This window comes from Streptomyces sp. PT12 (assembly GCF_003311645.1).
In the GTDB taxonomy this organism is placed as follows: domain Bacteria; phylum Actinomycetota; class Actinomycetes; order Streptomycetales; family Streptomycetaceae; genus Streptomyces.
On record NZ_QEST01000020.1, the window covers coordinates 12,760 to 31,129 of the forward strand.

Here is an 18,370-nt window from a genome sequence, read left to right on the forward strand (position 1 = left end):
ACGAGAGCCCCGGCCCGCGATGAGGTCAGCGGGCCGGGGTATTCCCATCGCTATGTGGCCGCCTTGGCCTCCTCGGCCTCCTCGCGCCGCGGCGCGGTCTCGGCCTCGTCGATCTCGAAGCTGGTCGCGCTGTTGTAGGCGTCCAGGTCGAGGATCTTCTCGCGCGCCGCGACGATCACGGGCACGACGGCCTGCCCTGCGACGTTGGTCGCCGTGCGGATCATGTCAAGGATCGGGTCGATCGCCAGCAGCAGGCCCACGCCCTCGAGCGGGAGGCCCAGGGTGGAGAGGGTCAGCGTGGTCATGATCGTCGCGCCGGTCAGGCCCGCGGTGGCCGCGGAGCCGATCACCGAGACGAACGCGATCAGCACATAGTCCTGCACGCCGAGGCTGACATCGAAGATCTCCGCCACGAAGATCGCGGCCAGCGCCGGGTAGATGGCGGCGCAGCCGTCCATCTTGGTGGTCGCGCCCAGCGGGACCGCGAAGGAGTTGTACTCGCGCGGCACGCCGAGGCGCTCGGTGACCTTGGTCGTGACGGGCAGCGTGCCGACCGAGGAGCGGGAGACGAACGCCAGCTGGATCGCGGGCCACGCGCCGCGGAAGAACCGCAGGGGGTTGAGCCCGGCGGCCGAGCGCAGCAGCAGCGGGTAGACGCCGAACAGCACCAGCGCGCAGCCGATGTAGACCCCGGCGGTGAACGTGGCGTAGTCGCCGAGCAGGTCCCAGCCGTACTCGTTGATCGAGCGGCCGATCAGGCCAAGGGTGCCGAGCGGGGCGAGGCGGATGACCCACCACAGCGCCTTCTGGAGCAGTTCGAGCACGGTCTCGCCGAAGCTGATCAGCGGGGCGGCGCGGTCGCCGATGCGGAGCGCGGCCACGCCGGTGACGGCGGCGAGGAAGACGATCTGGAGGACTTCCAGGTTGGCGAACGGCGAGATCACATCGGTGGGGATGATCCCGGTGAGGAAGTCGAGCCAGGAGCCCTCGCTCTGCGGGAGGGCGCCGTCGGCGGGGGTGAGCCCGGTGCCGTCGCCAGGGTTGGTCAGCAGGCCGATGGTCAGGCCGATGGCCACGGCGATGAGCGAGGTGGCCAGGAACCACAGCAGCGTGTGGGCGGCGAGGCGGGCTGCGTTGGCCACGTCGCGGAGGTTGGTGATCGACACCGCGATGGCGAAGAAGACCAGCGGGCCGACGGCCAGCTGGAGGAGCTGCACAAAGATGCCGCCGATCTCGTCCAGCGTGCGGCCGAGCCAGTCGACGTTCCAGTTGCGGGCGATCCAGCCGAGGAGCGCACCGAGCGCGAGGCCGAGGAGTATCTGGGCCCAGAACGGCGGCAGGGTTATGCGGGGGCGCGGCGCCGCCGCGGGCGGGGCGTCCGGCTCCGGGGGCGAGGCAGGGGAGGAGGGGGACGAGGACACGGGCACACTCCGGTCAAGAGGTCATGGGTCGGGAGGAAGGGGCACGGTGAACGGGGCGCGCCGACGCGTGAGCGGGCGCGCGGACAGGCGCTGAACGGCTGGGGAGAGCGGGTTGGTCAGCGACAGGCCGCGCTCAGGCAGCGGCAGAGGTCGACATGCAGGCGCGCCACGAGCGGAACGCTCGCGAGGATGCGAGGGCGCGCGGCTGCTGTGTACATGTCGAGCACGGTAGCACCCCTCACGTGACGCGTCATCGGCCGATGCGAGACCTCTTCGGGGCCCAACACGCCCCCGTGGACAACGATTCCCCGGGGGAGGGCGTTCAGGCCGCTGTGAGGGGAATCACCCGGTGACGCGGGGGTTCAGGCCGCGTCGTCCTCCATGGCGCGGTTCGCGTCGAGCCTTCCCCTGGCCCGGTCCACGCCCGCGGCGACCTGCCGGGACATCGCCTCGCGCTGCGGCCTCAGCACCACCAGGCTGATCGGGGCGGAGACGACGATGGAGAGCAGCGCGAGCCACAGGGGGTTCGCGGTGCCGAACGACTCGGGGAGCACGCCGACATAGGCGAGGACGGCGATGACGACAAAGCACGCCGCGAAGATGCCAAGGCGCATCCCCGTGTAGCGGAGCGTCGGGTGCTGGTCGATGAAGCCGCCGCCTGCCATGTCGTTCCCTCCTCGCTCGGAGCCCGAAGTCCGTGCCTGCCCGTGAAGTCCGTTCCAGTGAAGCACAGGGCGGAACGCCTCCCGCCCGGCGCCCCGGTCAGTCCGCGCCCGGCGCGGAGGGCCCCCGGTCAGTCCGCGCCCGGCGCGGAGGGCTCGGAGGGCGCGCCCGGCGCGCGGGGTGTGAGCGGCAGCCACATCGTGACGTCGTCGCGCAGCTCACCGCCGTCGACCTTGATCGCGCCGGGGACCCGGCCGACCTCGCGGTAGCCGCACGCGGCGTAGAACCGTTCGAGGCCGAGGCCGCCCCGGCATGTGAGCCGTATCCCGGCGATCCCCGGGTCGATGGAGCGGGCGGCGGCCGACGCGGCGGCCATCAGCTCCCTGCCGGTGCCGCGGCCCTGCCGCTCGGGGTGGACCATCACGGTCTTGAGCCACACCCAGTGCCGCATCAGCCGGTGGGTGTTGAGGGAGAAGAACGCGGTGGCGACGGGCCGCCCGCGCTCGCTCGTCCCGATCAGCAGCCGCGTGGTGCCCTCGGCCATCCCGATGAGGTGCTTGCGCAGGTCGGCCTTGACGTCGTCGCGCGTGACCCCCGGCAGGAAGCCGACCGCGCCACCGGCGTTGACCACGTCGGCCCACAGGGCGGCGAGCCCGTCCACCAGGGCGGGGGTGACGGCGGGGTCGAGGACATAGCGGAGCCCGAGGTCGGGGCGCGGGGCCGCGGTGCGCGTGTCGTTCATGGCGTGGCCCCGCTCACACTCGCATCGGCTGCGGGCTCTCGCGGCGGTCGGGGTCGGGCCCCGGGTACTCGCGGACCACCTCGTAGCGGGTGTTGCGCTCGACCGGGCGGAACCCCGCGTCGCGGATCAGCTCGAGCAGGTCCTCGCGGGTGAGCTTGTCGGGCGTGCCGAAGTTGTCGGCGTCATGGGTGATCTTGTACTCGACGACCGAGCCGTCCATGTCGTCGGCGCCGTGCTGGAGCGCGAGCTGCGCGGTCTGCACGCCGTGCATGACCCAGAACACCTTGACGTGCGGCACGTTGTCGAACAGCAGCCGGGAGACGGCGAACGTCCGCAGCGCCTCGGCGCCCGTGGCCATCGTGGTGCGGGCCTGGAGCCGGTTGCGGATCTTGCCGTCCTTCATGTCCACGAAGTCATGCTGGTAGCGCAGGGGGATGAACACCTGGAACCCGCCGGTCTCGTCCTGGAGTTCGCGCAGCCGCAGCACGTGGTCCACGCGGTGCCTGTGCTCCTCGATGTGCCCGTACAGCATCGTGCACGGGGTCTTGAGGCCCTTCTCGTGCGCGAGGCGGTGGATGCGCGACCAGTCCTCCCAGTGGGTGCGGTGGTCGACGATGTGCTGGCGGACCTCCCAGTCGAAGATCTCGGCGCCGCCGCCGGTGAGCGACTCAAGACCGGCGTCGATCAACTCATCGAGGATTTCCGATGCGGAAAGACCGGAAATGGTCTCGAAGTGGTGGATCTCGGTCGCGGTGAACGCCTTGAGCGACACCGTGTCGGGCAGCGCCTCCTTGAGGGCGCGCAGCGAACGCGGGTAGTAGCGCCAGGGCAGCGTCGGGTGCAGGCCGTTGACGATGTGCAGCTCGGTGAGCGCGTCGCCCTCCATGGCCTTGGCCAGCCTGACGGCCTCCTCGATGCGCATCGTGTACGCGTCCTTCTCGCCCGGCTTGCGCTGGAACGAGCAGTAGGCGCACGAAGCCGTGCACACATTGGTCATGTTGAGGTGGCGGTTCACATTGAAGTGGACAACGTCGCCGTTCTTCCGCGTCCGCACCTCGTGGGCGAGACCGCCGAGCCACGCCAGGTCGTCGGCGGCGTAGAGCGCGAGGCCGTCCTCACGGCTCAGCCGCTCCCCCGCGAGGACCTTCTCCTCGAGATCCCGCTTGAGCCCAGCGTCCATGCGTCGTGCCTCCTCGTCGTCGTCACGCCGACCCGATCGAGCCTACGCCTGCGCGTCGTCGGGCAGTTCGCCGACCCGGTTCTCCCACTTGGTCGACAGCACGATGGTCGTCCTGGTGCGGGAGACGCCCTTGGTGCCAGAGAGCCGCCTGATCGTGCGCTCGAGGCCGTCGACGTCGCCCGCCCTGACCTTGAGCATGTACGAGTCGTTCCCGGCGATGAACCAGCAGTCCTCGATCTCGGGAAGCTCCCGCAGCCGCGCCGCGACATCCTCGTGGTCCACCGCGTCCGACAGCGAGATCCCGATCAGCGCGGTGACCCCGAGCCCGAGGGAGCGCGCGTCCACCGTCGCCCGGTAGCCGGTGATCACCCCGGCCGCCTCAAGGCGGTTGATGCGGTCGGTGACACTGGGCCCCGAGAGGCCGACGAGGCGCCCCAACTCGGCGTACGAGGCACGCCCGTTCTCCCGCAACGCCTGAATGAGCTGCCTGTCCACCGCGTCCATCGTCGCCGCGCCCTTCTCGTCCCGCCGGGTCCCATACGAGAACGAATCTAAGGCATGAGCCCCCGACGGCCTGAAGATGGCTGGGCCGAACGGTCACCTCACCGTTCGGAGCGCCCTCCCCCGAGCGTCCCCTTCCACCGCCCGTAGAGCGCGTGCGCGACCCCGGCCGCGTCGAGCGCGCGGCCCGCGACGAAGTCCACCAGGTCCTGGATGTGCGTGGCCCCGGCGTAGAACGCGGGCGTCGCGGGCAGCACCACGGCCCCCGCGTCGTTCAACGCGACCAGCTGCCGCAGCGTCTGCCCGCCGAGCGGCGTCTCCCGCACGACCACCACGAGCGGCCTGCGCTCCTTGAGGGTCACGCTGGCGGCCCGTTGCAGCAGGTCCTTGGAGAGCCCGAGCGCCACACCCGCGACGGCCGCGGTCGACGCGGGCACGATCAGCATGCCCTTGGCCGGGTACGAGCCCGACGAGGGCCCCGCGGCCAGGTCACCCGCCGCCCAGTACCGCACGCCCCCCAACTCCCCGTCGAACGCGTCGGGCTTGCCGTCCGCGCCCCGCGCGAGCCACACCCGCAGGTCGTCGGCCCAGTGCGCGTCGCGGAACGCGATCCCCGTCTCGTCGAGCAGCGTCAGCCTGGCGGCCCTGCTGACCACCAGATCGACGGACTCCCCCGCATCGAGCAGCGCGCGCAGCACGGCCGCGGCATACGGTGTCCCCGAGGCCCCCGAGACCCCCACGATCCATGGCTGGCGCATGCACCGAGGCTAACAAGCGGCTTACCGGACGGTGACGCCTCGGCCACAGACGGCGCCCCGGGCACGCGGCGCCCCTGGCCCCGTGGACACTGGAGGCGAAGCCCCCGGGGCCACCCCCGGCCACCCCCACGGACAGGCAGGAGCGAAGCCATCGGTACCCGACGGTTTTTCACGCGGCTGAGCGCCATCGGCGGCGTCGCGGTCCTGGCCACGGCGGCCGGGGCGTGCCAGGTCGTACAGAACGCCAGGGCCGGTCTCGAGATCTCCGACGCCGTCGACGAGCTCCTGTCGTGGGAGGGCGTCACGGTCGAGGCGACGCTGGACGCGACGCCCGAGGAGATCCACGCCTACCTCGTGGCGACGGGCGCCCAGGAGCCGACGATGGCCGAGGCCAGGCTGCTGGCCAATCTCGAACTCACCCTGTCCGTGGGCGACCCGGCCGACGAGTCGCGGCTGAACGACCTGGACGCGGACGACCCGTTGAACGCCGCGATGACCCTCAACTTCGGCGGGCGCGACGTCGCGGGCGTCAAGCAACTGGAGGGCCGCACCTATGCCAGGGTGGGCGCCGAGGCGGTCGTGGAGGACGTCTACGGCGGCGACGAGGCGGCGGTGGCGCGGGCGGAGCGCTTCCAGGAGGACGCGGCGAACCTGCCCGACGCCCTGGCCACCGCGTCCCTCGCGCTGCGCGGGGAGTGGGTGGAGGTGGAGCCGTTCGCGTTCGCGTCGTACGCCGAGACGCTGGCCGAGCACGGCGGCGTCCCCGCCGACACGGCCACCGCGGCGGCGGGCGCCCTGGCCGACGCGAGCGCGCTGCTCGACCAGGCGGCGGTGTGGGAGTCGGTGGGCCGCGCGGAGAGCACGCTGCGCTCCAGCGCGTCGCTGCACCCGGCGGGCGAGGAGCGCGGCGCGGAGCTGATCGACGTCCGCATGCCCGCGCGGGACGCGCACCGCGCGGTCGGCCCGCTGCTCGCGCTGCTCGACGACCAGAGCGCGCGCTTCGGCATCCCGAGCCTGGTGCACGCGCCCGCCGCCCCTGACGCCGAGGTCACCTCGCGCCTGTCCATCAGGAACGGCGTGCTGTCCAACGCCTCGGTGGACCTAGCCCAGTTCGCCCCCGACGCGGTCCCGCCCCTCCCCCTGACCCTGTCCCTCGCGGGCGGCTCGGCCCTGAACCTCACCCCCCCCGAGACCCCGGCCACCCCCCTGACGACGGACGACCTGTCGGTGGCCCTCCTGTACCTGAACGAACAGAACGAATCCCGCGCGGAAGACCCCACCAGGGCGGACGTCCCGGGCCCGATGCAACCGTAACGCCGCGCTGACCCGCCCACCCACCAACCTGGGACCGCCCCCGGATCCGACCGGAAACCCGGGCGGCGGCCCCGGCCCTCCCGGCCGGACCGGGCGACAAGCCCCCTGGCAGGGGAACACGACTGATCAGCTCCGCACGCCAGAACAGGGCCCAGCGCCACGGTCCGGCGCACAGTGCACAACTGCCCATCCGGGGCACGGCAAACCGGGAGCAAGCCCGACGCGAAGGCCCACTCCTCGCAACCCGCCTCCCTCTCCGGAGGGCCACCGGGCCCGGCACAAACCACCACAGACCCAGGCAACGACCCCACCAAACCGCAACCACCCCCACCGGTCCGGCGCGAACCGCCACGGACCGCCCCGGCGCGAAGCGCCACGGCCAACCCAGCGGAGCGAACCGGGCATATCATCAACACATGCCCGAACTTCCCGAGGTCGAGGCGCTGCGTGAGTTCCTCACCGATCGCCTGGTCGGTGCCGAGGTGGCCCGTGCGCTGCCCGTCGCCTTCCATGTCCTCAAGACCTACGACCCGCCCCTCGCCGCCGTTCAGGGCCGGACGGTGACGGGTGTGGCGCGGCACGGCAAGTTCCTCGACATCGAGCTGGCCGATCTCCACCTGGTCGTCCACCTCGCCCGCGCCGGGTGGCTGCGCTGGCAGGATGCCCTGCCCGCCGCGCCACCCCGGCCCGGCAAGGGCCCCCTCGCGCTGCGCGTGGCGCTTGCCGACCCCGAGGGCGCGGGGTTCGACCTCACCGAGGCGGGCACCCAGAAGCGCCTCGCGGTGTACTGCGTGCGCGACCCCGCCCGCGAGGTCCCGGGGATCGCCCGCCTCGGCGTCGACCCGCTGGGCCCGGCGTGCACACCCGCCGCGTTCGCCGACCTGCTCGCGGGGGAGAGCCGCCAGATCAAGGGCGTGCTGCGCGACCAGAGCGTGCTCGCGGGCATCGGGAACGCCTACTCGGACGAGATCCTGCACGCGGCGCGCATGTCGCCGTTCAAGATCGCCGCCCGGCTCACCCCCGAGGAGGCCGCCGCCCTGCACGCGGCGATGAAGGAGACGTTGCGCGCCGCCGTCGACCGCTCCCGCGGCCTGGCCGCCGCCCAGCTCAAGCGGGAGAAGAAGACGGGGCTCCGCGTGCACGGCAGGACCGGCGAGCCCTGCCCGGTGTGCGGCGACACCATCCGCGAGGTGTCCTACCGCGACTCCGCCCTCCAGTACTGCGCCACGTGCCAGACGGGCGGCAAGCCGCTCGCCGACCGCCGCCTCTCCCGGCTGCTCAAGTAGCGCCGAGGAGCCCCGGACACCGGCCGGTTCCTGGCCCGCTTCCTGGCCCGCTTCAGCCCGCCTCCGCCTCGACCGCCACCCCGTGCGCCTCGACGATCTCCGCGAGCCCTCCGGGGAACGACCGGCTCACCGCGGCGAACCACCACCCGTCGTCCTCCCGCACCAGCTCCCCGATCGTCATGCCGGTGCCCCGCAGCGGCCCCGCGGGGAAGCCGTAGCACAGCAGCTCCTCGTCGTTCGACGGGTCGATCAGCCGCACATGCGGCTGCCGCACATCCGCGAGGTTCTGGCCGCGGGCCTGGGCGTCGTGGATCGAGAGCACCAGCACCACGCGGTCCGCGTCCGGGGGGAGGCCGTGCAGGTCAACGCCGAACCTGACCTCGGGCTCGTCCCCGCCCAGCCGCACGCCGACGCCGGGCGGCGCGGGGTTGTTGTAGAAGACGAAGTGCTCGTCGGAGCGCACGTGCCCGTCCCGCCCCACCACGAGCGCGCTCGCGTCGGTGTCCGTGCCGTCGGGCGCCGCCCAGTCGAGCCCTATCGAGAACGCCGCGGCGCCCGGCAGCACATCGGCCAGGCGCATCCGCTGCCCGGTCGCCAACGGCAGCCGCCCGCCGCCGTCCCGCGTGCAGCTGGCCAGCAGCACCGCCCTCGGATCGGCGCGCGAGTCGAGCCGCGTCGGCTGGTACGTCAACGCCGCCGCCACGGGCGCCGCGGGCTCGCGTACCGCCGAGGACGCCAGGTCCCGCAGCCGGTCGGCGACCTCGGCCGCACTCCCTGGGCGGTCGGAGGGGCGCTTCGCCAGGAGCTCCAGGATCAGCGCGTCCCACTCCCTCGGCACCCAGGGCCGCAGCGCGCTCGGCGGCGCGGGCGCGCTCTCCATCTGCTGCCGCAGCAGCTGGTACAGCGAGCCACCGGCGAACGGCGGCTGCCCGGTCGCCAGCGCGTAGAGCACGCAGCCCGCGGAGTACAGGTCGCTGGGCAGCCCGACCGTTCCGCCCTCGATCTGCTCGGGGGACATGAAGGCGGGGGTGCCGATCACCACGCCCGTGGACGTGAGCCGCGCGTGGTCGCTGGACTCGGCGAGCACCGCGGCGATGCCGAAGTCGAGCACGCGGGCCAGGCCGTCGGGGCCGACCATGACGTTGGCGGGCTTGAGGTCGCGGTGCACGACGCCCGACTCGTGCGCCACCGCGAGCGCCCGGCAGATGTGCTCGCCCCAGCGCGCCACGTCCACGAGCGGCGGCAGCTCATCGGCGAGCAGCCGGTCGAGCGAGCGGCCGAGCAGCCGCTCCATGACCAGGTAGAGAACGGCGTCCGTCTCTCCGTCGAAACGCGCCTCCCCCACATCGTGCACGGTGACGATGAACGGGCTCGACAGGCCCGCGAGCAGCTTGGCCTCCCGCTCGAAGCGCTCCCGCGCCCTGGGGTCGCGGCCCACGGTCGATGTGGAGACGAGCTTGACGGCGACCCGGCGTTCGAGCCTGAGGTCGACCGCCTCCCACACGGTGCCGCTGCCGCCCGCGCCCAGCTGGCGACCGAGCCGGTACCTGCCGTCGAGAACCCGGTCCTGCATCACACACGCACCCCCTGCGAACTCACCGCGGTACCCGCTCACTTTATGCGCCGCAGCGCGCCAGGGGGGCATTGTCAGTGGCCCTGGTTAGTCTGGCCGCACCACGCACCGAACGACCGGCGAGACGGCCAGGGGAGCCCCGATGACCAGCGAAGTCGCGACCGCAGAGCACCGGCAGGACCCTATTCGGCACGACCTCGGGGCCCACGCCCGGGACCACGTTCAGGAGCAGGATCAGGAGCAGGATCAGGAGCAGGTTCAGGACCCGGGTGCCGGGCCGGGGATCGAGGAGAGCCTCGAGCGGTACAGGAAGGAGCTGACCGGCTACTGCTACCGGATGCTCGGCTCCGCCTTCGAGGCCGAGGACGCCGTGCAGGACACGATGGTCCGCGCCTGGCGGGCGTACGACCGCTTCGAGGGCCGCTCCTCCGTCCGCTCCTGGCTCTACCGCATCGCGACAAACGTCTGCCTGACCATGCTGAGCGGCAGCAGCAAGCGCGCCCGCCCCATGGACCTCACCTCCCCGACGCCGCACGCCTCCGCCGTGCTCGGCCCGCCGCTCGCCGAGACGGCGTGGATCGAGCCGATGCCCGACGGCAGGGCCCTGCCGCAGGACCCGGCCGAGCGGGCCGAGGCGCGCGAGTCGGTGCGGCTGGCGTTCGTCGCCGCCCTCCAGCACCTCGCGCCCAAGCAGCGGGCGGTGCTCATCCTGCGCGAGGTCCTGGCGTGGAAGGCCAGCGAGGTCGCCGAGCTGCTGGACACGACGGTCGCCTCGGTGAACAGCGCGCTCCAGCGCGCCCGTGCCACCCTCGCCGCCGCGGGCGCCACCGAGTCCGACCCTTCCGAGCCGCTCTCCGACGACCACAAGGCGCTGCTCGCCCGGTATCTGGAGGCGTTCGAGAGCTACGACATGGACGCCCTGACCGCGCTGCTCGCCGAGGACGCCACGCTGTCCATGCCGCCGTTCGGCCTCTGGTTCCGCGGCCCGGCCGACATCGAGGCGTGGATGGTGGGCGAGGGCAAGGAGTGCCGCGGCTCCCGGCTGATACCCACGTCGGCGAACGGCTGCGCGGCCTTCGGCCAGTACCGCCCCGACCCGCGGGGAGGGCACAGCCCGTGGGCGCTCCAGGTCATAGAGATATCAGGGGGGCGCGTCATCGGGATCAACGCCTTCCTCGACACGGCACGGCTGTTCCCCCTCTTCGGCCTCCCCTCCCACCTCCCCGAGGCCCACCTCCCCGAGGCCGACTTCCCCGAGGCCGACTTCCCCGAGGCCGAGCCAGCCGACGAGGCCGGGTAAGCCAGCGCGCATGTTGACGAAGCGGATCCCGCACCCGAGGCGCTTGGCCGTCAGCCGCAGCCTGGCCACCACCTCGAGCGCCACCGCGTTCGCGCCGCCGACCTCCGCCACGTCGACGGTCACGTCGCCCATGCCGCCGCGGCGCACGTGCGCCGAGAGCCGCTCGCAGATCCCCGGCACGTCGTCCCGCGCCACCGGCCCCCTTATCACGAACAGCTGACCGCGCACCGCCGGTCTCCTTCCCCACGCGCGAGGACCCCTCGCGAGCGCCCCTCGCCAAGGAAGACCGGCCCCCCTTCCCGAACTCATCGGCCCCCGGCGCGCCCACCACCCGACCCGCCGTCACCTCACCCCGCCCACAACCCCCATCGCACCCCCACGCCCCAACCGCCCCACGCGGAAGCGGAACGTCAGCCGGGGGCGCTAACGTCGTGCGATGAGGCAATAGACTCAAGCACTGCTGAGGGGGCGCGAACATGAGCTACGGCGACGACTACGACGACACACGCACCGGTCGTGTTCCCTCCCCCACCCGGACCCGGCTGCCCGAGCAGGACGAGCCCCCCTCGCGCCGCCCCGCCGCCTCGCCCGGGCGTTCCATCCTCACCGTCGTCGCGGTGATCATCGTCCTCCTCGCCGCCATCGTCTTCGCCAACCAGTCGCGCGAGGACGGGAGTCCGGGCGACGACGGCGGCGACCGCGAGGGCGCGCGGCCGACCGCGCCCACCGGCGAGCGCCCCGTTGACGACCTGTTCAACGGCATCCCCACGGGGCACGCGCAGACCGAGCAGGGCGCCCAGAGCGCCGCGGCCAACTACGCGGTGGCGCTCGGCGGCGTCGAGATGTTCAACGAGGGCCAGCGCCGGACCATCGTCGACAGCATCAGCGCCTCCGCCGCCCGCGACGACCTGCGCGCCTCGTACGACTCGGGCTACAGTGCCCAGTTGAACGAAGACATCGGCCTCGACCCGGAAGGCGTCGCCCCCACCGGCATGACCTTCGTCAACAGAACGATGCCCGTGGGCAGTTCCACCGTCGAGTACAGCGACACCGCCGCCGAGGTGTCCGTCTGGTGCACAGGGCTGTTCGGCATGGCGGGCACCGAGTCGAGAAACCCCGTGCGCACCAGCTGGTTCACCATCACCTTCACCCTCGTCTGGGAGGACGGGGACTGGAAGGTCCAGGACACCGAGCAGGCCCAGGGCCCCACCCCGGTGGGCGGGGACGACCGCGTCTCCGGGGCCGAGGAGATCGCCGAAGCCATCCAACAGTACGGAGGGTTCACGTATGCGCGCTAGCCTCCGCATCCGCCTGGCGACGCTGGGCACGGCGTTCGCGGGCGCCGGCGCGTTCGGCCTGCTCCTGGCCAGCCGCGCCACGGCCCAGGAGCAGGAGGACGACGACGCCAACGACGGCAACGAGACGGACGACGCCTGCGACCTGATCTCGGGCACCGCGCGCGAGTACTGCGAGGGCAACCCCGACTCGGGCGACGGCGGCGGGGGCGGGGGCGCGGGCTCCGGCGCCTCGCTCGACCCGATGTCCTCCCTGGCCCGCGCCTGCGCCGACGCCGCCGCATGGATCGTCAACGAGCTGTCGGAGCTGGTCGACTCGACCACCGCGGTCGACTTCACCAACACGTCGTTCCTCCGCCAGTACGCCGTCGTGTTCGCCGCCTCCACCGTTCTGACGCTGATCCTGTGGATCCTCGCCATCGTCAAACGGGCCATCAGGGGCGTGCCGTTGACGACCGCCATCACCGAGGCGGTCGGCTTCCTGTGGCTGACCGTCATGGCCTCGGCGTTCACCCCGCTCATCCTCTATGTCGTCGTCTCGGCCACCGACGGCGTCACCGACGCGATCGTCGTGGGCACAGGGGACAACTCCGACGCGTTCTTCGGCGACTTCGCCGCCGCCCTCGAGGCGGGCGAGGACATCGGCGGCGGCCCGATCATGCTGATCGTCGTCTCCCTGATCTCCATCCTGGCCGCGGGCGTCCTCGCCCTCGAGCTGGTCATCCGCGCCGCCATGCTCTACGTCGGCGCCCTGCTGGGCACGGCCGTCTACGCGGGCCTGGTCGACAAGAACCTCTGGTCCCACATCCGCAACTGGGCCGGGATCATGATCGCGGTCATCCTCATCAAGCCCGTGATCGTCATCGTCCTCGGCCTGGCAGGGGCCCTGACCTCCGCCGAGGATGAGGGGCCCACCGCGGTCTCCTCGATCATCTCGGGCCTGGCCATCATCCTGCTCGCCATCTTCGCCTCCGCCATGATCTACCGCTTCGTGCCCGGCTTCGGCGACGAGATCGTCAGCCAGCGGGCCATGCGCGAGGACACCTCGAGCCGCGCGGCCAAGGCCGCCGTCTCTACCCCGGCCTCGATGCTGCGCCAGGGCATGAGCACCCATGGCACGCGCGACGGCGCGGCCGCGGGCGGCGCGGGAGGGGGCGGCGCGGGAGGGGGCGGCGGTGGGGGCGCGGCCCGCCCGGCCAACCCCGTGGCGGGCGGAGTCGCCGCGCACGGTACCCGGACGGGCCAGTCCGGGTCATCATCGTCTTCGTCCCCCGGCGGCACCGGCCGCTCGGGGAGCCAGGGCAACCGAGGAGGTAACAGGTGACCGTTCCACCCCAGACCTTCGGCCGCCGCCGCACCTACCTCATCGGGCGGTCCAGGCCCCAGGCCCTCGTCGGCAGGAACCGCGAGACGGGCGAGATCGCCCTCATCGTCGCGGGCGCGTTCCTCGGCATGATGAGCGGCATCCTCATCCCCGCCCTGGCCCTGCGCCTGGTCGGCCTCGTCGGCTTCCCCTTCCTGGCACTGGCCGCGGTCTACATGCCGTACCAGGGCCGCACGTTCTACAAGTGGTTCGAGATCAACCGCTCGTTCCGCCGCACCCACCGCCGCGGCGCCACCTATCGCTCGGGCGCCGCCGAGGCCGGGGTCCGCCTCGACGGCACCGAGGTCGAGGTCGGCTCGCCCCCCGGAGTGGGCCGGGTCCGCTGGCTCGCGGCGGCGTTCGGCCCCGACGAGCTCGCCGTGCTCCTGCACAGCGACCGCGGGACCGTCACCGCCGCCATCGAGATCGAGGGCCCCGGCGTAGGGCTGCGCGACAGCGAGGACCAGGAGGCCCTGGTCGAGCGGTTCGGCACGCTGCTGAAGCACGTGGCGAACGGCGACGGTCACGTCACCCGCCTCCAGATGCTCGCCCGCACCCTCCCCGCCGACCCCGACGCCCACGCCAACGACGTGCGCGAGCGCGGCGACACCGGCGCCCCCGCCTGGATCCAGGAGTCCTACGAGCAACTGGCGTCCATGGTCTCCACATCGAGCGAGCAGCACCGCGCCTACCTGGTGGCCTGCATGCACCACTCGCGCGAGCTCGGCCACGAGGCGCAGACCATCGCCCGCGCCGCCAGGAAGGGCGGGGGCCGCGGGCAGCGCATGTCGCAGGACGAGGCGCTCGCCGTGATCATGGCCCGCGAGCTCACCGACATCTGCGCCCGCCTCACCGAGGCCGACATCCGGGTCCGCCAGCCGCTCGGCGAGGCGCGCCTCGCCTCGCTGATCCACTCCATGTACGACCCCGACCACCCGATCGACCACATCCAGGCCATGTCCCGGCGGAACGCCTGGCCCGCCGAGCTCGACGCGCGCGAGCCCACCTACCTCCAGGCCAAGACCCGCGAGTCCGGCACCCGCGAGCCCTGGTGCCACGCCACGGCCTGGGTGAAGGAGTGGCCCATGACCCCGGTCGGCGTCAACTTCCTCGCCCCGCTGCTCGTTCACACCCCCGATGTGATCCGCACGGTCGCGGTCTGCATGGACCTCGAGCCCACCGAGATCGCCATCGAGCGCATGCTCACCGAGAAGACCAACGACGAGGCCGAGGCGTCCCGCGCCGCCAAGATGAACCGCACGGTCGACCCCCGCGACGTCGCCGCGCACAGCCGCGTCGACCAGCGCGGCGACGACCTGGCGTCAGGCGCGGCCGGGGTCAACCTCGTCGGCTACATCACGGTCTCCTCGCCCCACCCCGAGGCGCTCGCCAGGGACAAGCGCACGATCCGCGCCTCAGCGGGTAAGTCTTATCTGAAGCTGGAATGGTGCGATCGCGAGCACCACCGCGCGTTCGTCAACACGCTGCCCTTCGCGACGGGGATCAGGCGATGAGGACCCCCGCGCGGCCGGAGCCCAGGGGACAGGAGGTGCCGTCATGCCAGCGCGCGACCCGCTGAGCCTCATCACGGAGGCGTTCACGAGCCTCCTCTTCGGCAGGACCGAGACGACGCGGCTGCCCGTGCGCACCTCGACGGGCCAGGCGCAGGCCGTCTATCTGCCCACCGCGGCGCCCGGCCTCGGCGACTCGGGCGTGATCATCGGCCGCGAGGTGTACTCGGGCAAGGGCTACATCTACGACCCGTTCCAGCTCTACGGCCAGCAGCTGCCCGCACCCCACTGGCTCGTCCTCGGCGAGTCGGGGAACGGCAAGTCGGCCCTGGAGAAGACCTATGTGCTGCGGCAGCTCCGGTTCCGCGACCGCCAGGTCGTGGTCCTGGACGCGCAGGGCGAGGACGGCGTCGGCGAGTGGAACCTGATCGCCCAGGAGCTGGGCATCACCCCGATCCGGCTCGACCCGATGGCCACCCTCGACGGGAACGTCAGGCTCAACCCCCTCGACCCCTCGATCACCACCACGGGCCAGCTGGCACTGCTGCGCACCATCATCGAGGTGGCGCTGGGGCGTTCCCTCGACGAGCGGTCGGGCTTCGCGCTCAAGGTCGCGCACGCGTATGTGCACCAGACGACGACCGACCGCCAGCCGATCCTGACCGACATCGTGGAGCGGCTGCGGCACCCGCTGCCCGAGGCGGCCGACGCGATGAACGTCGCGCTCGAAGACGTCCGCGCCTGGGGCCTCGACGTGGCGCTCGTCCTCGACCGCCTGGTGGACGGCGACCTGCGCGGCATGTTCGACGGCCCGACAACGGTCGGGATCGATCTGGACGCGCCCCTCATCGTCTTCGACCTGTCCCATATCGACCGGAACTCGATCGCGATGCCGATCCTGATGGCCATCGTGGGCGTCTGGCTCGAACACACCTGGATCAGGCCCGACCGGAAGAAGCGCATCTTCCTGGTCGAGGAGGCATGGCACATCATCAACTCGCCTTCGGTGGCCCAGCTGTTCCAGCGGCTGCTGAAGTTCGGCCGCCGCCTTGGCCTGTCGTTCGTCGCCGTGGTGCACCACCTGTCCGACGTGGTCGACGGGGCGGCCGCCAAGGAGGCGGCGGCGATCCTCAAGATGGCCTCCACGCGCACCATCTACGCCCAGAAGTCCGACGAGGCCAGATCCACGGGCCAGGTCCTCGGCCTGCCCCGCTGGGCGGTCGAGATCATCCCGACCCTCACCCCCGGCATGGCGGTCTGGGACGTCAACGGCAATGTGCAGGTGGTCAAGCACCTGGTCACCGAGGCCGAGCGCCCGCTGGTCTTCACCGACCGCGCGATGACGGAGTCGTCGTCGGTGCTCCTCGCCGAGGAGCGGCTGCCCGAGGCGGCGGACCCGTTCGAGGCGGAGACCGAGGCGCGCGTCATGTCGTTCGAGAAGCGGCAGGGCGTCGGGTAGCGGGGCTCCATGGCGTACAACCGGCATGAGCGAAGCGGCCCCTCGCGCGGCCAGGCGGCTCCCGAACGGCGCGGCGGCGGGGTGCCCGACGCCCTGCTGGTCGGCTCGCTCGCCTTCCTCGTCGGCGCGAGCGTTCTCACATGGACGGCGACGGGCCTGGCCGGGCTGCTGCGCCACGGGGCGTGGCCCGATGGCGTCACGTTCATGCACACGGCGCGGGCGATCCGTTCGCTGCTGACGGCGCCTGGCGATGTCGAGGCCGCGTGGCCGCGGGCGCCCTCGGGGCAGCTGCCGACCGCGGCGATGCTGTGGCTGATGCTGCTGGTCCAGCTGGTGCTGCTGTTCTCGGCGGTGCTCGTGGTGTCGATCCGCGTGGCGACGTGGCGGGCGCGCCGCGCGATCCGCGAGGCGGAACGCCGCCGCCCACCGGATCCCCCCGAACACCCCGAGCAGGCACCCCCGTTGGAGGCCATCCCCGCAGCGGCGCCCCCGCAGGACCCCGCGCGGGCCCCCGCGCCCGATCCGGTGCGCGACGAGGCGGCCGCGGTGCTCGCGGCGCCCGCCGGGCTGATCGTGCGGGACCCCGACGGCTCGCTCCACGCGAGCACCGCGAGGCAACGCGGCAGGCTTGGCCCTGTCCACGTGTACGACCCCGAGCACCTGACGGACGCCACGGTCCGGCTGCGCTGGGCGCCCGAGCGCGGCTGCGACGACATGGCGGTCGCCCGCCGCCGCGCGGGTCAACTCCTGGCACCCGTCAGGCCGTCCGAGCCGATCTTCCGCCTGGACGCGGAGGCGGCCGAGACGCTGCTGCGCTGCTATCTGCACGCGGCGGCCCTGTCGGGCAACGGGCTGACGCACGTCCACCGCTGGGCACACGGCAGGTCGTCGGGGGAGCCAGCCAAGGTGCTGCGCGCCCATCCGCGGGCGGCGGGCGGCGCGTCGATGGAGCTGGAGAGCACGCTGACGTCGCACCCGGTGCGCCGCGACGCCGCCCTGGTGCTGATCGGGCGGGCGTTGAGCGGCCTCGACCAGCTGCACATCCGCCAGGCGTGCACGGCGGGTAGGGCGGACGCGCTGGCCCTGGCGAATCTGGCGAGCGAGGGCGCGACGCTGTTCGTGGTGGGGGATCAGCGGGAGACGGCGGGGCTGCGAGGCGCCCTGGTGGACGCGCTGCTGGCCGAGCAGCCCACGCTCGAGGTCACCGGCGTGGAGCCGAGCCGCTTCTGAGCGCCAGCTCGTAGGCGTGCAGGGCGGGATCGCGAGGGTCGGTGTCGCGGTCGCCGGTGGGCTCGAAGCCGAGTGAGGCGTAGAAACGGGCGGCCCGCGGGTTGTTCTGGTGGACGCGCAGCCGCACTTCGTGTCCCCCGGCCCAGTCGATCGCGGCCTCCATGAGCTGCCGGGCGAGCCCGGTGCCACGGTGCTCGGGAAGCATGTAGACGCCGATGACATGCGCGATGCCGAGCCGAAGGTAGGCGCCGACCATGCCGCCCCACTCGCCGCGTTCGGTCTCGCCGATGAAGGTGACCTGCCGCCCGCCCGAGGCGCGGCGCTCCCAGTCGCCCCGGGTGAGCCTGACGGCCTCTTCGTAGGGTTCGTAGAACGCGACGGGCGCCACCGGATCCTGGAGGGCGGCCAGCCGGAGCCGTCTGAGCTTGTCCCAGTCCGCGCGCCGCGTCTGCCGGATCGTGTACGCCATGGCCAGATGCTCGCACCGGCGTGCCCCCGCCGCAATGATTTTCCCCAGTCTTGGGGCAAAGAAAAGGCCCCGCTCGACAATCGAGCGGGACCTCTACCAAGAATTGTCCGGCGGTGTCCTACTCTCCCACACGGTCCCCCATGCAGTACCATCGGCGCAGAGAGGCTTAGCTTCCGGGTTCGGAATGTAACCGGGCGTTTCCCTCTCGCCATGACCACCGGAACACTGCGAGAACACAGTCTCCAGCCAGTCAAGAATTCACAGTGGACGCGAGCATCTGCGGACAAGCCCTCGGCCTATTAGTA

At 72.3% G+C, this 18,370-nt stretch carries 16 protein-coding genes, 1 rRNA gene and 1 pseudogene; 8 read left to right on the top strand and 10 right to left on the bottom strand.

Features of this window, described 5'->3' with window-relative positions; translation table 11 throughout:
- Window positions 1–50: 50 nt before the first annotated feature.
- The 6 genes from DEH69_RS02470 to DEH69_RS02495 all read right to left on the bottom strand — a co-directional run bounded on the left by DEH69_RS02470 (window position 51) and on the right by DEH69_RS02495 (window position 5,265).
- Window positions 51–1,421, bottom strand: coding sequence for a dicarboxylate/amino acid:cation symporter (locus tag DEH69_RS02470; protein WP_113685202.1), 1,371 nt, complete (start codon window positions 1,419–1,421; stop codon window positions 51–53).
- A 362-nt stretch (window positions 1,422–1,783) separates the two neighbouring features.
- The gene (locus DEH69_RS02475) at window positions 1,784–2,086 is read right to left on the bottom strand and encodes a DUF4229 domain-containing protein (RefSeq protein ID WP_113685203.1); all 303 of its coding nucleotides are present in this window, start codon (window positions 2,084–2,086) and stop codon (window positions 1,784–1,786) included.
- 128 nt (window positions 2,087–2,214) lie between these two features.
- Complete coding sequence (locus DEH69_RS02480) at window positions 2,215–2,826, bottom strand: GNAT family N-acetyltransferase (RefSeq protein ID WP_113685204.1); 612 nt, start codon at window positions 2,824–2,826, stop codon at window positions 2,215–2,217.
- 13 nt (window positions 2,827–2,839) lie between these two features.
- Window positions 2,840–4,006 (bottom strand): aminofutalosine synthase MqnE, encoded by a 1,167-nt coding sequence (gene mqnE, locus DEH69_RS02485; RefSeq protein ID WP_113685205.1) that lies wholly within the window; start codon window positions 4,004–4,006, stop codon window positions 2,840–2,842.
- Window positions 4,007–4,048: 42 nt separating this feature from the next.
- Window positions 4,049–4,510, bottom strand: a complete 462-nt coding sequence (locus tag DEH69_RS02490) for an Lrp/AsnC family transcriptional regulator (RefSeq protein WP_113685206.1) — start codon at window positions 4,508–4,510, stop codon at window positions 4,049–4,051.
- A gap of 98 nt (window positions 4,511–4,608) precedes the next feature.
- Complete coding sequence (locus DEH69_RS02495; protein ID WP_113685207.1) at window positions 4,609–5,265, bottom strand: UbiX family flavin prenyltransferase; 657 nt, start codon at window positions 5,263–5,265, stop codon at window positions 4,609–4,611.
- A 354-nt stretch (window positions 5,266–5,619) separates the two neighbouring features.
- Here DEH69_RS02495 and DEH69_RS02500 point away from each other — a divergent pair, with 354 nt between their 5' ends.
- Complete coding sequence (locus DEH69_RS02500) at window positions 5,620–6,579, top strand: hypothetical protein (RefSeq protein WP_113685208.1); 960 nt, start codon at window positions 5,620–5,622, stop codon at window positions 6,577–6,579.
- Between the two features lie 416 nt (window positions 6,580–6,995).
- Window positions 6,996–7,865 (top strand): Fpg/Nei family DNA glycosylase, encoded by an 870-nt coding sequence (locus DEH69_RS02505; protein ID WP_113685209.1) that lies wholly within the window; start codon window positions 6,996–6,998, stop codon window positions 7,863–7,865.
- Between the two features lie 52 nt (window positions 7,866–7,917).
- On the opposite strand, the gene DEH69_RS02510 is transcribed toward DEH69_RS02505, so the two are convergent.
- Window positions 7,918–9,438, bottom strand: coding sequence for a TerD family protein (locus DEH69_RS02510; RefSeq protein ID WP_181727218.1), 1,521 nt, complete (start codon window positions 9,436–9,438; stop codon window positions 7,918–7,920).
- Between the two features lie 142 nt (window positions 9,439–9,580).
- On the opposite strand from DEH69_RS02510, the gene DEH69_RS02515 reads away from it, so the two are divergent.
- Complete coding sequence (locus DEH69_RS02515; protein ID WP_113685211.1) at window positions 9,581–10,738, top strand: sigma-70 family RNA polymerase sigma factor; 1,158 nt, start codon at window positions 9,581–9,583, stop codon at window positions 10,736–10,738.
- 30 nt (window positions 10,739–10,768) lie between these two features.
- On the opposite strand, the pseudogene DEH69_RS33545 reads toward DEH69_RS02515, so the two are convergent.
- Window positions 10,769–11,047 (bottom strand): annotated as a pseudogene (locus DEH69_RS33545) (hypothetical protein); the annotation flags it as partial.
- 167 nt (window positions 11,048–11,214) lie between these two features.
- Here DEH69_RS33545 and DEH69_RS02525 point away from each other — a divergent pair.
- From DEH69_RS02525 to DEH69_RS02545, 5 genes are read left to right on the top strand one after another with little or no spacing between them, the layout of a single operon-like run.
- Window positions 11,215–12,036, top strand: a complete 822-nt coding sequence (locus tag DEH69_RS02525) for a hypothetical protein (protein ID WP_113685213.1) — start codon at window positions 11,215–11,217, stop codon at window positions 12,034–12,036.
- Complete coding sequence (locus DEH69_RS02530) at window positions 12,026–13,357, top strand: hypothetical protein (protein WP_113685214.1); 1,332 nt, start codon at window positions 12,026–12,028, stop codon at window positions 13,355–13,357. Before DEH69_RS02525 ends, DEH69_RS02530 begins: the two co-directional genes overlap by 11 nt.
- The gene (locus tag DEH69_RS02535; protein WP_113685215.1) at window positions 13,354–14,910 is read left to right on the top strand and encodes an SCO6880 family protein; all 1,557 of its coding nucleotides are present in this window, start codon (window positions 13,354–13,356) and stop codon (window positions 14,908–14,910) included. Before DEH69_RS02530 ends, DEH69_RS02535 begins: the two co-directional genes overlap by 4 nt.
- A gap of 43 nt (window positions 14,911–14,953) precedes the next feature.
- Complete coding sequence (locus DEH69_RS02540) at window positions 14,954–16,366, top strand: ATP-binding protein (RefSeq protein WP_113685216.1); 1,413 nt, start codon at window positions 14,954–14,956, stop codon at window positions 16,364–16,366.
- A gap of 9 nt (window positions 16,367–16,375) precedes the next feature.
- Window positions 16,376–17,596, top strand: coding sequence for a hypothetical protein (locus DEH69_RS02545; protein ID WP_113685217.1), 1,221 nt, complete (start codon window positions 16,376–16,378; stop codon window positions 17,594–17,596).
- Here DEH69_RS02545 and DEH69_RS02550 read toward each other — a convergent pair.
- Together DEH69_RS02550 and rrf are read right to left on the bottom strand one after the other, a co-directional pair.
- On the bottom strand, window positions 17,568–18,065 hold the full coding sequence (locus tag DEH69_RS02550) for a GNAT family N-acetyltransferase (RefSeq protein ID WP_113685218.1): 498 nt from the start codon (window positions 18,063–18,065) through the stop codon (window positions 17,568–17,570). The genes DEH69_RS02545 and DEH69_RS02550 overlap by 29 nt on opposite strands.
- 105 nt (window positions 18,066–18,170) lie before the next feature.
- A 5S ribosomal RNA gene (gene rrf / locus DEH69_RS02555) occupies window positions 18,171–18,287 on the bottom strand.
- Window positions 18,288–18,370 lie beyond the last annotated feature (83 nt).